This window comes from Alteromonas sp. AMM-1, assembly GCF_047290655.1.
Lineage (GTDB): Bacteria > Pseudomonadota > Gammaproteobacteria > Enterobacterales > Alteromonadaceae > Alteromonas > Alteromonas mangrovi.
Genome location: NZ_JBLBUE010000024.1, coordinates 19,688 through 35,975, shown reverse-complemented (window position 1 = coordinate 35,975; position 16,288 = coordinate 19,688). Strand labels below are relative to the sequence as shown.

Genomic DNA, 16,288 nt, shown 5'->3' with positions numbered 1-16,288 from the left:
TGCAACGGGCCTGTGAGGAGTTGGGGATTGAAATCATCTTCGCCAGTTCTCCTCAGGGGAAAGGCAGGATTGAACGCGCCTTCGATACCTTGCAAGACAGGTTGATACCGGAGTTACGACTCAATAAGATTACTGACATGACGGGCGCAAATAGCTACCTCCAACACGTCTTTATTCCCCAGTTCTGGCGTAAAAATCTGGTTGTAAAATCAAAAATATCAGACAACGAATATACGCCTGTACCACGCTACACCAACCTTGATGACATCTGTGTCACTAAGGTTTACCGGAAGATCCGTAACGACCATACGTTTAGCTACAGGGGAAAACTCTACTTCATCGACTCACCGCTTAAGCATTCAATCGCAAACCAGAAAATTGAAATTCGTACTGGTAAATATGAGCGGTTTGAAGCTTACTTCGCCGGACGAAAGCTACAAGTAACAGAAGTCACTGAGCCTGAGAAATTGTCCTCGGAAGACAATGAGATCCAGAAGAAGCTTGAGGTATTAGCGTTGGCTGACAGGCTTGGAAATGTGGCAGAAGCATTCCGGCTTAGTGGCGTCTCCCGCGATACGATTTACCGCCATCGTAAACTGATAAAACAAGGTGGAATCGAATCGTTAAAACGTCAGGAAACGCCGGATCTTCATCACAAAAATCGTACCGACAGAGCCATTGAGGAAGTCGTCATCGAATTCTCCCTGGCTAACCCACATCTAGGACAATCCAAGGTGTCACGGCTGCTCAAATCTGAAAGAAACGTCGACATACACGCTAGCGGCGTTCGCAATATCTGGCTGAGGGAAAACATGAATACCACTGCGTTACGGCTGGCAAAGCTTGCCGAAGCTCGGCAACATTGATAGTGTGATTACGTCAAGATCGCTTGGTACTTATACCGTCAGTATCCCTTGGTAATCACACTAGTACAAATTAACCTAACTCACAATTGCTCTTCCCAGTCTCTGCCTGAGTCGAGCACTTTAACATCACCCTCTCTAGAAATAAAAACAGGACCATTTCCAGCCAGGGAATCCATAGGGTCGCCTGTAATCAAAAATTCTGATGAGTTGTAAAAGAAAATCCAGCCATCTTTCGTTTGGATTGTATCCTCATAAATAACGCCTAGTTCACACCCTGACTCTTTGGAAAGCTTGTCAAGCTCATCACCTAATATCTTAAATGCTCTTTCAGCATTAATTTTCATCAGTTTGTCCTCAATAATCTAAAGCTATCATATCCTGTGAGGGTTGCTGCTTTACCGGTTTGTCCATCCAGAAACCTTATAGTACCCTTTTGATTTACCACATTAAATACATGGCCAACTTGATTGCCACGCGAACCAAACACAATTCCTCTTGCCCCACTTCCTGCATTATCCATTATTGCAATGATTCGGCTGATACTTGTGGGAGAGGTGAACGTGCCACCATAATACTTCTGAAGAACCTTGATTGGGAATGGGCCTCCCCCGAGTGCAGATGCGGAATTTCCAGCTAAAGTCGCATCAGTTGCCACTACGCAGTTTACACAATTTTTGTTTCCGTTAAGGGGGTTAACCCTCTGGATACTTCCCGCACTTGTGCTGGTTCGCATGACAGGAACCATAGCGGTGCCAACTGCTAGAATCTTCCTAAAGTCATTTGCTACACCTTGAGCAACTTCGTTATCTACATCTATCCATGGCTCCATTCTTCCAAACGAGCCCGAATCCTGATGCAGGAACTGTTCGGTCCAGCCCGCTATGCCATTAACCATATCTGGTATTAAATTACCAAAAGTTGCAGCGGCACCATTGGCAATTGTTGAGGCTGTATCAGAGTAAATTTTACTAAGTTGGTCGCTACTCAACCCTCCACTGGTACCACCATCCCTTTCTCCATTTCTCACCTTTACATCATCAATTTGAGAAATTTGCTGTGGAGAACCCAAATCTTTCACATCAAACTTTTTATTCGTTAATGCATCGGTTGCCGCCATTTTTGCACTTTTAACTGCATTGGCGTTTTTCCCCGTAAAGGTAACAGTGGCTGAGCCATCTTCATTTTTGGTAGCGGTGGCCGTAACTTTGTGCTTAACGTTACTTCCCGTTGCTGCAATCATCATCTCTTTTGTTGCGACTTCTGGCTCATATCCACTCGGATCTGTACCCGCCAACGGGTTGTTCATAATGTAGGAGTACGGGTTGATACCCTGTGACCCACCGTGCACAAACGGATCTACCGACATAAACCGCCCAAGGTTATAATCGTACACCCGCCCGTTCATATGGATGACTTGTGCACCATCTACATGCTCATGCCCTGTAAACCCGCGCTTGTCGCGTTTATCAAAGTTACTGGTTGCACTTTGGTCACCGTTTGTTTGTGTTGATGGCGTGAGTGTGCTGCCGGTGCTGCCGCGAGGCCGACCGAATGGGTCATAGCCGCGACGATTAGTAATTGCCCCGTTATGGTCGGTAAAGGTAGTAGCACTGCCTAGTCGGTCCCGGTGTCCAAAGTTAATCGTATGCTTGGTGTCACCATCATAGCTGATTAGTGCCACATCGCCGATGTACGCTCGCCAATGGCCTGAACTGTCGGCCTCATAGTCTTTATCCAGGTAGTAGGTGGTAGTGGATACTCCGCCTTCGGATTTCACTTGTTTCACCCGGCTGGTGTCTGCGCCATACGTGAACGTATATTGGTTGCCGCTGCGAGAAAGCGTACGCGGCTTATTGTGCACCGTGTACTGGGTGGTGAGGCCATCTCCCGATAGCAGGTTGCCTTTTGCGTCATAGCTAAAGTTTACGGTTGTGTTGTTTAGCTTAACCACCTGGCGTACCGCACTTGGCCCTGCATTGCCGCCCAGGCTTTTCGTTGCATCACCGTAGCGGTAGGTATTGGCGTAGTCCGATTTCTTCAACAGGTTACCGGTAGCGTTGTACTGATACGTGTTGTTTTGCACTGTTGTGCCATTCCACTTCACCGTATTGCCGGTTAAGCGATGTAAGTCGTCGTAGGCATAGGTTTCGACCGTATTATTCACATGGTCAGATACGGTTTTAAGGTTGCCGAAATTGTCAAAATCGCTGTATTCAAGGTAATGGAGATGGCTGCCTTTACTTGCAATGACGTGCATCATAGAGCCGTTTTGCTGGTAGTACGCCGCTGTATAGTTCACCCCGACACTGTCGGTGAGCGTGGCGCCTGTGATGTTACCAAAGGCATCCATGGCGTTAATCTGACGATACACATAGCCGCTATTGGCATTCTTTTCATGTGTGAGATAGCCCTGGGCGTTGTAATCATATTTCACAACCAACCCATTGGGATAGGCCAAACCTTGTGGACGTCCATAAGCATCATAGAAATGGGTCTTCGTGAGAGACGAACTATCAATGGCTACCGTGACGGTTTGTGGTCGTGCAAAGCTGTCGTAGGTGTAACTGCGGGTAGCACCGTGCTCTACTTCTTGTGTGGGCAGGCCCTTTTTAAGGGTATCCCAGGTCCAGGTGGCCGTTGAGTTGGTGTAGCTGCTATCTGTTGTGCGCCGGGTGAGAATACGGCCTAACGTATCGTATTCAAACGTCACAATGTCATTGTTGGCATCCTTCTGCAAGGCAAGTTCACCAAAGGCGTTGTATTCAAATTCAGTCACACCCTGGTTCGGGTCCTCCACCTTGAGCTTATTGCCCAGCGCATCCATGGTGGCAAAGATTTTAGCGTTCGCTGCATCCTGAATAATGATTGGCCAACCCGCACTGGTGTAGCTATAGCGAGTAACGCCGCCGAGGGCATCTTCGGTAGACATCAGCAGCCCGCCAGGTCCATGCGTGCGGCTCATGACTAATCCGCCGGCCGTAATGTTGGTGGTAAATCCGTTGTAATCGTAAGTTACGAACAAATCGTTGTTCAGTGGTTGGTCGACACTGCGCTCGGTAGCGCGACCTAAAATATCATTGTACTCAAACCGCTCGCCATACTGGTTACCGTTATTTTTAAATGGCTGGCTGACGAAAGTTTTGCGTCCTCGCTCATCATATTCCGTTACCGTTGAGTACCAGTCACCGGCAGCAAAGCCGGCCATACTGGATTTAACTTCCCGTCCAAGCTGGTCTGTGTACACCTTGCTATCCGGCATGCCCGCAGTGCGCGTGATAGACATAACTACCGCGTGACTTGGTGCATCGCTGTCTGGTTCGTAATGGCGCGTATAGGTGCGCGGCAAGGTGGTCGAGCCCGATTGGGTATAGGTGTAATCAACCAACCCTAACCCGGTATACTGGGTGTACTGGTACACATTATTGCCATCTTTGTGGCGCGTCACCTGACCAAAAGCGGGAGAGTATTGCGATTCCTCGGTCCACTTTCCGTTATTAGTAGTCAGAACAAAATAGCCATTATTCGCGGCCGTTGTCCCGTTTTCCGTATACGTGAATGAAATGGTACGGGATTGACTCTGCCAGGCATTGTTGCTGCGAACAGAGCCTGACTTAGTAATGGAGCTCGGCAGACCATAACTATTGAAGGCGGTTGTCACGGTTTGGCCATACTCAACGTCAGTACCGGTACTCGTGATGGTATTCGGTTTACAATGGGAATCATTCCAACTGGTGACGGTTTGTGTGACCGCGCGCTGCTTATCGTAATCCCCTGATGTGTAAGGATCGTTACTGGCGCGCCCAGTGACTTTTTCATATGTCGTTTGCGTACTATCAAATCGATTTTGGCAAGCTGATGTTTCTGCCCAGGCAACAGATTGACTCACCTTATACTGACCAAACTCACTGCTGGTTAACTTGTAACTTGCTGACACATTTCCGTACGCGGTGATACTTGTTACTTCATTTGTCACCGTGGTCGCGAGGGTGCTGCTAACGGCATTAGTATCGACATGGTATTGTTTAGCTGTCGACTTCTTCAGATAGTAGTGGTACACCTCGCTACCAAACAGACTTTGGTGAGCGGTGTTTCGAGCCCATTCATTTTCTTGGAATTTAATCGGATTACTATAACCAATCACATAATCAGTGACGTCTTTTATTCTACCCGTTAGTGGGAAAGCCACATTAAATGCAGCCTCACTTCTCACATTGTTTGCCACATCAAGCGTGTGAATGGTGGTAAAGCCCTGGAATCCACGCCCCTCCACGTTATACACCGCATTTTCATAGGCATAATAGGTGTCGTTAACGCTGCCCACACCATTAGTGACTTCCATGCGCGCCACATTGTACATACTGGAAGCAAAATACAAATACGCGCCACTTGGCTTTGTGTTGTTGCGTTGGTAAAACGCATCTACGCCCATGGAAGCAAGGGTGCTGTCCATCTGCGAAGAGGTCAGTGGCAAGTACTCCCAGCGATAGCTCACGCCCGTTGCATTAGTCACACCTCTCAGCATATTTACTGGTGCATAGCCTGAGCCATCGTTATTGGCTGTGCCCGCTCCGTAGTTGATATAGCCGTATACGCCATAATCTCCGTTGTAACCAGACATGTCATAGCCGCTATTTATCGACTGGATGATACACCCATTAGGGATAGTGCAGGTGTTAGCATCTATTCGCGGGCCATAGCTGAAAATAAAGTCATTCAGGCCTTTGCCTCGCGAATCCACAACCGTAGTCTGGGTGGCAGAGCCAATAAAGGGGGTGCTGATAATGCTGGCCGTGAACGTACCATCTGTGTGCTCTTCAAACGTAATCGCTTCAAAGGTATACAAACCATCATCCAACTGTGATGCTGGCATTGCACCCAGCGCGTGGGCTTCAAGTTGTGACTGTGCATAGGTGCCATACAGGTCATTGCCGCACTTAGTTTGCCAACTCCCACTGTCATTGAATGGCCGGCAGCCTTTGGCAATGTTAGTTTTTGGCACAAGTAACTCGGCTTTGCCATCCGCATCAATATCCATTACGCGCAAACTACTGAGATAGCGTGGAGAATACATTGGCTCAGGTTCTTGAGCCCCATTCAGGTAATTTTGTGATGTGAACGCCAGCGCCATCCCGATGCTGAGGTCAATTTTTGACGACCAGCTATTGGCACCTTTGTTGATGTAGACCACCAGTTCAGGGTTAGTATAGCTCGTATCCCACGCCAACATGTCTGGTAGGCCATCACTGTTGATGTCAAAGAACATGGTGAAGTAATAAAAATTCTCACCTGAATACGGATTGGGGAGTGAGCCACTTGTTTTGGTATACGCGCCATTATTACTGTGTGAGTAATAGACTGTTTTTGGGAGAGGTACCGGCAGCGAGGTTTCTCTGGCGCTATCATAGGATGTACTAAACACGATATCCGGCAACCCGTTACCATCCATATCGCCCGGGAAACTGACCGTTTCTGTCAGGTACGTGATGGTGGTGGGCGTCTCTTTCGCTAAGGACGCGACATGGACACTATTTCCAACCGTGTAGGGGGCTGATGGATTCGTTGTGTGGAAATACAGCTTAATGTCACCATTGTTATGCATAACCGCCAAATCGGGCCAGGCATCACCGTTGTAATCATTAATGTCCTTCACGTTAGCATCGGTAACATAAGAAGAATTCGGCACCGAGATACCAGTGTTTATCCAACCACCACGCCCGGTAGACTCATTGGTTAACGCTACTTGAATGGTGTTGCTGGTTTTTCTCCAGCTATCAGTACGACCATCGAGGTTAAAATCGCCATACAAACAGGTTGTCACCTGCCAGGACGCCTGGTAACAGCTATCCAATTGATAACCTGCTGTTCCCGTTACCGTCCCTTCAGCATCAACAAATGTCGTTCCACCATTCGCTGAAGGCCAATCCCTCACACCATCACGGTTGATATCAGCGTAGGGTTGCGATTTCATAATGTCGGGCGACTGGCTATTTCCAAAGTCCAGCTTTTCCAACTCATACGTCAGCGGATTGTCATCCCACTCCATCGAAACGGGCGCAAAACACTGACTGTAATTGTTGGCATCACAGGCTTTCACTTCGGCGAGCAATGGCTGGCCGTTTGCCGCGCTATATTGATACGTTAAATCATACTCAACAACACGGCTGGTTCCGACAAACGTCGTAATTTTATCAAGAATTTGCGTACTGCGCTGAGCGCCACCTTGTACATAAGTGGTTCTCGGTTTGCCACTGGCTTCATATTCAAATTCTACGCGACGCACATTCGTGGTTGCACACGAATCAGAATAGCAAATCTGACTAAGCAGCATCTCCGCCTTACCAAAACTCACATACTCGTAATAAACATTATTATTCGCACTGGCATCTGTGGTTCTTGATAATAACCATTGGTAGGGTTTGCTATGGCCGTCGAGGATGGTGCGGCTATTTGACGTATTGCCGTAATATTCCTGTGCGCCATTTTGATGGGTGACCACAAAATAGGCCGACGCGCTATCCATATTGGATGTGTATTGCTTCACCGAAACAAAACTGTCCATTTCTGTGCGATATTCGGCATTGGCATAACCATATGTCCCACTGGTTAATATCAGCCGCTCACCATTCAAACACAACTTATCGCTTTGATAATTGAAGGTTACTGCCCCCGAATAGCCATCCTGCGCAATAGTCGCAGGGCACCGAGAAATAGCCCCTGCGGCATTCATTGACCAACCCACACCGGCAATGCCGGAGCCTTGCTTTGACGAATAGGACAAGCTAATTGACGGCTGCATCCCATTTCGACCTGGTGGCACAATGATAGGAATACTATAACTGGCAGCGCCGCCAGACACACCACCGCCACTTTTTAGCGGTAATAATTGATTGTCGCTGGCGCTCATCGTGACATTCGTGAACGAGCCCGCTGAAATGCTGCCATTTTTTGCAGCCCATGACGGTAACACCACGGTGACCGATTTTGTACTGCCATAGCCAGAGCATTGCGTTACACCATTGTAAACATGACAAGCTCGCACTCGGAAATAATGCTGACCATCGCTATAGCTGACAGTTTGTGAGCGGCTTGTACCAGAATAAATAGTTGTCCAGGTACTATTATTGGGACTATGTTGAAGTTCATAACGCGTCACGTTACTCGAAGCGGTCCAGCCAATCGAGAAGCTATCCGTGACGTTGCCCGTCGGAATACTATTAATTTGAGGTACCGACGGCGTTAATACAACTGTCAGTGAGCCCGAGGTTTTAAAGGCGGAGCAGCTATTGAACGTGGATTCCACATTACATGCCCTTACCCTGAATGCGTAGCTACCCGTACCCAAAGTCAGTGCTTTACTCGTAGCTGTTCCTTCATAAACGGCAACCCACGCCCCGCCGTTGGTTTGCTGCTCAAGCTGGTATTTATCAACCGTGCCTGTCGAGGCCCCCCAACTGATGCTAACTCCGCCATCGTAATCGGTTGAAGGAACAGAGATGCTAGCTGGTGTGCCCGGTACCTGTGCGACGATTGTCGTATCAGAATTGGAATAGCTACCCCCAACCGCGATCGTTATACGCTCTCACCTGGAAGTAATATGTACCATCAGAAGGTGCCGTATATGTCAGTGAACGGCTGCTACCTGAATAGAGTGATGACCAGGTAGAAGTCGTTGATATCCGCCCTTGCAATTGATACTTGGTAACATCTTCGCCGGTGCTGGCAGCCCAGCTTATCGAAAACGTCCTGTCACTATCCGTGGTCGGGGCACTGGGCGTCGACATTTTGGGTGGGACATCCAATCTATCTACTGTCAACGTAAGTGTCGGCCCTTTAGTGAGCACCAAATCCGGCTCCATCGGATTGGTAAATGACATCTTATGTACCCATAACGTATAGGTATAAGTGCCCTCTGCTACGCTGGTTACCGTGTATGTTTTATTGGAACCCTGATAGATGAGTACATCACTTCCGCTGCCGTTCTTTTGATAAAGGTAATAAGGCGCCATCTCACCGGCACCGGTTGACCACGTTAAGTTAAACGTACCATCGGCCATGTCCGCCCGGGTGGGAGTGCTACTAAATGACGCGGCATGTGTAGGCAGAACGAACAATAATAAACAGGCAAAAAGCCATAAGCGGGCAGCGTTTGAGGCAACCATCAATTCATCCTTGAAAAATAATATTGTATTTTTTCCGGAAAATTATAAGCTCTCACGAAAGTTGTCAACATATAGTAATAGGGATGTTATGAAAAAAGCGGTTTTTGTTTGTTTTTTCGGTTTAGGATCGGTTTTATTGCCTCGTGCAGAAGTATTTGCATCAGAAACCAAACCTTCAGCGCAAGTAGATTTGTTTAATCAATTTAAAACGTGTATCAAAATGTCTGTTGCCGAGGCCAAAGCAGCTAATAGTCCGTTTTTATTTGACGCGGTCTGTCAAAGTGAACGTATTGCGCTGCAATCAAATATGGCGATAGAAGATTTTTCACAGTTGCAATCTGCACTAAAAACAATGAGCGAACAACTATTGTCACAATAAGCACGTTGAACTCGTGCGAGACCAAATAAAGACCTTAACGGGGGACGGAAAACTCTTGGCTATTCAGGTAACATTGCCCCCATTCAAATACCTTTTGAGCACCTCAATCTCTGCTTGTAGTGAAATCCGCGTTAAATGAACGCCCCGTTGTTCACGTTCCACCTCAGCGCCTTTTGTGACCAAAAAAGTATACGCATGCGCTTGTCCTTCAAGCCCTGCTAAGGTCTCCTCAAGTTCAGCCAGATAAGATTCGATATTCGCTGATAACACACTCGCAGTCTCGCCGGAGGTGGTAACCGCTGGCTGAGGCGTTGATAACAGCGCTTTGTAGAACAGATAAGGTTGCCTGCCGTGCTGCCTCTCCATTCTCGCTTCTGCATTTCTCACTAAACGCCGGAGCTGACGATATACAAGTTGCTTGGCATTTTTATCGTTTTTCACATTGGGAGCCATTTCCTCAATGAATCCCGCCGTGAGCGACGGTACGGTTTGAGGCGTTTGCTCATCAAGTCGATGCGCAATAAACACTGAGAGTTCGTGAGCGTCAATCTGAGGCATTGGTGACAACCTAAATATCGAGATGCGCAGAGGCTTCCAGTGCGTCTTCCACATCTATCCCCAGATACCGCACCGTACTTTCAATTTTCTTATGACCGAGCAACAGTTGAATTGCTCGAAGATTTTTATCACGGCGGTAAAGAATGGACACTTTGGTTCGGCGAAGCGAATGCGTGCCATAGCGTGAATCGTCCAACCCGATGCTTTTCACCCATTCGTGTACCAGCCGATCATATTGTTTTGTGCTCAAATGACCGTCTGGCTTGGTGCGTGATTTGAATATAAAGTCACCGAATGCAGGATGCGTGCTGTCAAACCAGTCAAGTAGGGCAGTCTTGGTGATGTCTGTGATCTCAAACACAACCGAACTACCGGTCTTTTGTTGAACCACACTGGCTCGAGAAAAGACCGTCCCTCCCCGACTAACATCTGACACCCGAAGCTTCACCAGCTCACAACCTCGCAGTTTAGAGTCAATGGCCAGGTTAAACAGAGCTAAATCCCTCCGCTTTCCCGAAAGCGATAATCGTGCACGGATATTCCAAATCTCGGACGGTTTTAATGGTAATTTGGGGCCAATACTTTTCCCCTTATTCCACGGTACAGGCTTGTTCATCATTTGTTCCTCACGGGCAATGAGTAACATAAAGGTATAGCGTATATTGGCGAGAATAAAAGACGAAGACCAACACATCGGATGTATTACTCACACGAGCGATATGACGCATCGCACATTCTATATGTGAGCAAATACCGGCTAGCAATAGCCGTCGACGCACGTTAAAAGTCCGTTATGGAGTGATAAGCGGTCATGAGTGCATGATGTTGTTGACGGCCGCTATTCGCTCATAGCTGCCGTCAAAATTGCAAAGAGCCAACGGCAGCCATACGTACGAAGTGATCGTTCAGCTACAAGCTTCTGACGATCCGTCAATAGCACAAAGCACTACGTCAAAATCAGCCGATAGAGCAGCTATGGGTCGGTATTGGCTGCACTTCAGTTTTTAATTTTTCCTCTAAATACTGTCACATTTTCATTCTCTACAATGCCTGTTAACCGTCGATTTTCCAGTTCAAGCGTTGTGTTTCTAGATACCATTACTTGGTATTTTTGCATCACGTCAGCCAGCGTACTTCTTAGCTCTCGATTCTTTTCTCGCTCTTTTCTAAGCGCTTCATGCTTCTCGTCACGTTGCTTTTGGATATGTTTGTTAGCACCGCCACGAATACGCTCAAGCAAATCGGGATATTGATTCATAATAAGCGTGCGACTGACACCGGCCTCTTCTGCGACGGCGGCAACGGACATCTTGCGCTCCGGCTTGACGACATTAGGTCGGCCTTGCTCAAGCCTGACAATCGCCATGCGTATTCTGTCGTGGGTCTTCTCGCGGTTTCGAGGTCTTGATTTAATCATTGGCATTCGCTCGCTTTTTTATGGCATCGATATCTGCACCAAGGTCCATCAGCACTTTTTCGCAGCGCATGATGGCTTTGTCGACGGTGCGCTGACCTGACTCACCCAAGCCTTCAATCTGCTTAAGTTCAATCTGCTGTGCGTAGACACCTTCCCAGAAGGCCTGCTTCTTGTCATCAATAACACCGTGCTCGCATTCTTCACAGCGCCCGCCTGCGCAGGAGCCATCATCGTTGGTACACCATGCCAGACCCGTGGAGCGAAGGTAGATCTGCTCTGAGATATGGCGGATCATGTTTGCACGAGACTGATAGGTTCGTGTTGGCGTCGCCTTGTCCCGCAGGTTGCGTATCTGATTGGCAAGCCCACCTGACAGCGGCGTATCCGGCTCCAGCCAGTGCCCGATTATTCCCTGACGTTCATCATCGAAGGCGGCATATATCTCATCGTACAGTTCTAAGTCCTGCTGCTCATTCATGGCATATAGCACCGTCATTTCCAGACTCCAGTGCTTAAAGTGGTCACGCAGATAGCGTAAATCCCCTAATTTATGATGCACCACGTAACTGGCAAAGGTCCGCCTGAATCGGTGCGAGGCAAGCTTGATATCAAGCCCAAGCGAATCCGCGAGTTTCTGTAGGCGGTCATTGATGGAAGTACTACTGAGCACATCGATTTTGTTGTTTTGTCGCGGAGCCTTGCCAAGCACGACAGAGTTAGAGCGGCGCGTTAACCTTGCTACTTCCTGCGCATCACCTACCTGTTGCGCCGCATCAAGCTGCTGTTCAAGCAGTTGCTGCATCGGCAACATCAGGTCGCTTAACACTCTTAATGCCTCAATGGTGATTTCAGGGCATAACCAATGGGTGTTGCCTGCATCGGTTTTTTCTGACCTAGAGCCTAAAAAGTAAAACCGCTCACCGTCTCTGACCTCAGAGTACCAGTTGCCCCGCATAAGATTGCACAGCTCATGCACACGAATACCTGTGGTCATCAGGATGATAAACAGACAGCTATCTCGCAGTGCGGTTATGTTTTGGTTGAACGCTTTCGCGCCTGACGCCCAGCCGTGCTGTTTAAGGTATTGGGTGCGCTGAAGCGTGTTGGTCGGCACAAAATCTGACAGGAGCCCCTGTAAACGCAATAATTCTGGTGCACGGTTTAACTTCGATTCGCCGTATTGAAACAGCGGTGCCAATACCTCATCGGGAATAATCTCGGTTTTGGCTTTGTCATGGCTCTTATATCCCGATAACGCGACAGCGCTGGATTCCGGCCACGGATGCGCAAAACCGTATTGGGTTTCACGAAGCTGTTGGTAGCACGCCTCCACTGCCAAGAATCGAGAACATATTGTGGTAAGCGCAAGAGGCTTACCTTTGCGTCTACCGTGATTGGATATCAAGGATTTCACATGCGTGACATACTGCATGGCAACAAGTGGCGTAACCGCAGATAGCTCAGTGACGCCGAGTGATGGTAGAAAGTTAAGCCATGGGGTAATACTATTGAATTTATCCTTAAGTGTACTCCCTCGTCGCTTGCCGCTTTTCGCGTCATCGCCCCATAATAGCCGCGCCATCACGACTTTGGCTGCATCACGCAAGGCAGGGATGTTGATGCGTCCGAAGTTAAGTGTTTTTTGGCCTTCACGTTCCGCACTTGGGAACCAATGCCCTGGCAGTGTCCACTTATCCTGCTCATACCGCGAGAGTACATGGTACTGACCATAATCAAGCTTTAAATAGGTGATAACACCATGCAGTCCATGGCGGGTACGCAAGTCATCTCTGAGGCGTTGCTTATCGGCAAAGATAACCTCTTGACTGACCTGATTGGGATACGGTTGAATGCTCATCGTGCCATCCTCACCATCGTTAAATCGCGCCAGAAGGGATGGGGTGTTGTTTTGGCTTTTTCCCGCGCCGCCGTCACTTTTTCGCCATCAAACTGTGGAGCGATGTCTTCGTCAATGATGCGAATGATATGGCGAAGGTATTTGTTCCAGTTCTTGATACCGAAGCTGTCACGCTCCCTGACTGCCGCCCAGTAAAAGCTGAACAGGCGGTATAAATCCTCTTCGGTGACCACAAAGCTCTTGCAGCGAAAGCAATCCAACGTTTCTGTGCACACTGAACCGTCTTTGGGGGCGCGATGCCCGTATTTACTGTCTTTGCAGCCAGATATCGGGGTATTCTCTTTGGGGCCATAGCTGACACGCAACTCTTCAATGCGCGCCTCACCGATAAAGCGCATGTTCGTTTCCGCCTCGGGTGGAGCGACCATGTAATCCCGCTGGCTGGTTTCAGGGGAGTGCTTGCCATAGCGTGCTGCAATGAGCGGGTCCTGCCCTGATAACTCCCAGATACGATTCACGAAGGTTTTGCGCAGCCGCATCATGTTGAGGCGCATCGGTTTGCCGTCGTCATCGGTCAATTGATGCTTTTCAATCAGGGTGTTGATATTGCGCATCAAATTATTTTTGGTCAACGCCGTGATGGCGCCTTTGGTTGCGTTTGCTTTAGATTGATACACCAACAACTGCATTGGGTCTTGGTATTGCTGACGAAGGACAGCGTTGCGCTCAATAATCATCTCAATGGTATTGGCAGCATTGAGCTTAACGCTGCGAAGTAATGAGATGTCCTGCGACTGGCGAAGTGACACCACTTGCGTGGCATTGCCTCGGCGTTTGAAGGCCACGAGCAATCGCAAATTTTGTTTCAGTGGGTGTGGCTGGATGCAGTCTGTCGGCAACGATAATACAGGTATGGGATTCATCCCTGTGACCATACCGATACCCAGTACACAGACCGTTAAATCAAAGTTATTCAGCGGCGCGTTGCCTGCCAGAATGCGTGACATCTCCATTTTCAGGGCCGAGACCAATTGCTTAGATTCTGCTTGTGTTAGGGGCCTTTGGCCTTTGGTTTGACGGTTTGAATTGGGGAAGGGGTTTTTCGGGAATAAGTGCTTAATATCTGCGTGCGGTAAATAGCCCTGTGTGTGCGACTCAGTCAGTACAGCCTTGGCGTGTGTGTAATAAGCTTTCTGGCTTGTATATCCGATTTCCGACGCTTTCAGGTGATGGATGAACTCTTCAATCAATTCAGGTGTGATATTGACAGGCTGCAAATCACGTTTCGCACCAGAACGCCATAGCGTTAAGAACCCGAAGAAGGTTTTAAGGCCGGAGTGACAATAGCTTACTATCGATGTGATGGCGATGACGGCCTGTTGGGTATCGATACTTTGCTGGATGAGTTTCTCGATAGTCGCCTGGCATATCGTGGTTATCGCATCAAAGCCTTGTCCATAATAAGGCGCAAAGTCGAAGCTTCTGACAGTAGAGGAATTTTCTGGAAAGTGAACGGTCATGGTGGTCGGCGTTATCGAGACGACACCGGTGCTTGCACTATGCTTGTCGGTGTTAATGCCCGTTGATTCAAAGAGGCGTTTAGCATCGTCATTCTGATTGTCAGTAATGACGTTAAACTGCTTTTTACTCATGTAACGGCCTCGCATAACGCTTCGATTTCACGTTGGTATTCGGTGGATAAATCATCTTCCAGCTCATGCAGGAAGTGCAGGTATTGCATGGTGGTATTAATGCTGGCATGACCAAGCAGTGACTGCACTGTCATCAGTGGATTACCACCGAATGTCCCTTCGCTTTTACGTGCCTCCAAGCATCTTAAGGTGTTGGTGGCGAATGTGTGCCTCAAAATGTGTGGGTGAGCGGGAAAAGGAAATTTAAGCGCTTCAAGCTGGTTGTTAAATGATTTAGATTTCAGACTCCATGCCTGCCCGTCACGCGTCACAAACAGCCTGTCAGTTGGTTTATCCTGATCGTCAAGTAATTGATGGCGTTCGTGAAGGGCGTAATCCCACAAATCGAACATGAGGCTCACAGGCACCATAATATTGCGCGGGTTGCTGCCCTTTATTTGCATCTCTTGAGGGTTAAGCGATACTTTGATGTGGCTTCGATTAGTCAGGTTTTGTGGATTAATCACATAAGACAATGGGAAGCTAAGGATTTCGGCTTTACGCAGTCCGGTAAGCAACCCTAGCCTCACCATGAGCCTGAGCGTCTTATTCTTAATAGCGCTTAGTAATTGTGTCGCCTGTTCACCATTGAGGACTTTAAGTTTTGTTCTCGTTTGCTTAAGCATGATATCAGGGCGCGCTTTAACACCACCCGATGTGTCGGTATGGGCTAAGAACCCTTTGGGCTTTCTCACCAAGATCGCTTCAAGCTCATAAGGAAGCGTATCCACCCATCCATGGTTATAAGCGTAATGATAAAACTTAATGAGAAAGCGTAAACGTCGGTTAATGGTGCTGGCCGCCACTCCAAAATACTTCATTGATGCGTCACGATAAACAGCCAGTATGGTTTCATCTTGGGGACAGCGAACCTCTCGCCAGTCAATATTATTCCCTTCACAGAACCCAAAGAAATCATATAAGTCCTGTCCGTATGTCTTCCAGCTATGCACGCTTTGCACGCTGCCGCGTTTCAAGCAGTGATAGACCAGAAACTCCACCGCATACATGACTATCTCGCCATCCTTGTCGACTAAAATGGGAAAATCAGGGTAGCTTATTCCCCGTATTTTGAAATCTTCTGTGCTAGTGACGAGAACCATGATTAACCCAAAGAAAAAGAACCAAAAAAACAAAACAAGTGTTGTGGATTGTGGGAATTTTCGCTTCGCTCACCGTGTGGACTGTTTCGTATAAGCTGATGGATAACTGCTTAGGCAGTTACCCACAACTTCTACCAAAACAGACACACACTAATTCTCCACAAACACACAACCCAACAACAACAACAATAACAAACATAACATTACTGTACATATATTCAGTATAGACGGGGAGGGCTATTAGTCAATATGCTTGT

11 protein-coding genes are annotated in these 16,288 nt (G+C 48.0%); 2 read left to right on the top strand and 9 right to left on the bottom strand.

From position 1 onward, the window contains the following. Positions 1–866, top strand: an 866-nt coding sequence (locus tag ACLR2L_RS07050) for a helix-turn-helix domain-containing protein (RefSeq protein ID WP_413366867.1), incomplete at its 5' end; no start/stop codon positions are given. Between the two features lie 80 nt (positions 867–946). Here the strand turns inward: ACLR2L_RS07050 and ACLR2L_RS07045 are convergent. From ACLR2L_RS07045 to ACLR2L_RS07035, 3 genes are all read right to left on the bottom strand, one after another. Beyond that, entirely contained in the window at positions 947–1,210 is a 264-nt protein-coding gene (locus ACLR2L_RS07045) for a YrhB domain-containing protein (RefSeq protein ID WP_140959299.1), read from the bottom strand. Continuing rightward, a complete protein-coding gene (locus tag ACLR2L_RS07040) occupies positions 1,210–8,166 on the bottom strand; it encodes a SpvB/TcaC N-terminal domain-containing protein (RefSeq protein ID WP_413366865.1) in 6,957 nt (2,318 codons plus the stop codon). Before ACLR2L_RS07040 ends, ACLR2L_RS07045 begins: the two co-directional genes overlap by 1 nt. 250 nt (positions 8,167–8,416) lie before the next feature. After that, positions 8,417–9,025 carry a hypothetical protein gene (locus ACLR2L_RS07035; protein ID WP_413366863.1) on the bottom strand — a complete coding sequence of 203 codons (609 nt, stop codon included), beginning with the start codon at positions 9,023–9,025 and terminating at the stop codon, positions 8,417–8,419. Between the two features lie 88 nt (positions 9,026–9,113). Here ACLR2L_RS07035 and ACLR2L_RS07030 point away from each other — a divergent pair, with 88 nt between their 5' ends. Beyond that, positions 9,114–9,404, top strand: coding sequence for a hypothetical protein (locus ACLR2L_RS07030; RefSeq protein ID WP_140959278.1), 291 nt, complete (start codon positions 9,114–9,116; stop codon positions 9,402–9,404). A 63-nt stretch (positions 9,405–9,467) separates the two neighbouring features. Here the strand turns inward: ACLR2L_RS07030 and ACLR2L_RS07025 are convergent, their stop codons facing one another. The 6 genes from ACLR2L_RS07025 to ACLR2L_RS07000 form a co-directional block, all read right to left on the bottom strand. Beyond that, entirely contained in the window at positions 9,468–9,962 is a 495-nt protein-coding gene (locus ACLR2L_RS07025; protein ID WP_140959276.1) for a hypothetical protein, read from the bottom strand. Between the two features lie 10 nt (positions 9,963–9,972). Beyond that, on the bottom strand, positions 9,973–10,578 hold the full coding sequence (locus tag ACLR2L_RS07020) for a tyrosine-type recombinase/integrase (RefSeq protein WP_140959351.1): 606 nt from the start codon (positions 10,576–10,578) through the stop codon (positions 9,973–9,975). Between the two features lie 381 nt (positions 10,579–10,959). Beyond that, on the bottom strand, positions 10,960–11,385 hold the full coding sequence (locus ACLR2L_RS07015; RefSeq protein ID WP_255439187.1) for a TetR family transcriptional regulator: 426 nt from the start codon (positions 11,383–11,385) through the stop codon (positions 10,960–10,962). Next, positions 11,372–13,237 (bottom strand): tyrosine-type recombinase/integrase, encoded by a 1,866-nt coding sequence (locus ACLR2L_RS07010; RefSeq protein ID WP_140959274.1) that lies wholly within the window; start codon positions 13,235–13,237, stop codon positions 11,372–11,374. The genes ACLR2L_RS07015 and ACLR2L_RS07010 overlap by 14 nt, the downstream gene beginning before the upstream one ends. Continuing rightward, a complete protein-coding gene (locus tag ACLR2L_RS07005) occupies positions 13,234–14,889 on the bottom strand; it encodes a hypothetical protein (protein ID WP_140959272.1) in 1,656 nt (551 codons plus the stop codon). Before ACLR2L_RS07005 ends, ACLR2L_RS07010 begins: the two co-directional genes overlap by 4 nt. After that, complete coding sequence (locus tag ACLR2L_RS07000; protein ID WP_140959270.1) at positions 14,886–16,031, bottom strand: tyrosine-type recombinase/integrase; 1,146 nt, start codon at positions 16,029–16,031, stop codon at positions 14,886–14,888. Before ACLR2L_RS07000 ends, ACLR2L_RS07005 begins: the two co-directional genes overlap by 4 nt. Positions 16,032–16,288 lie beyond the last annotated feature (257 nt).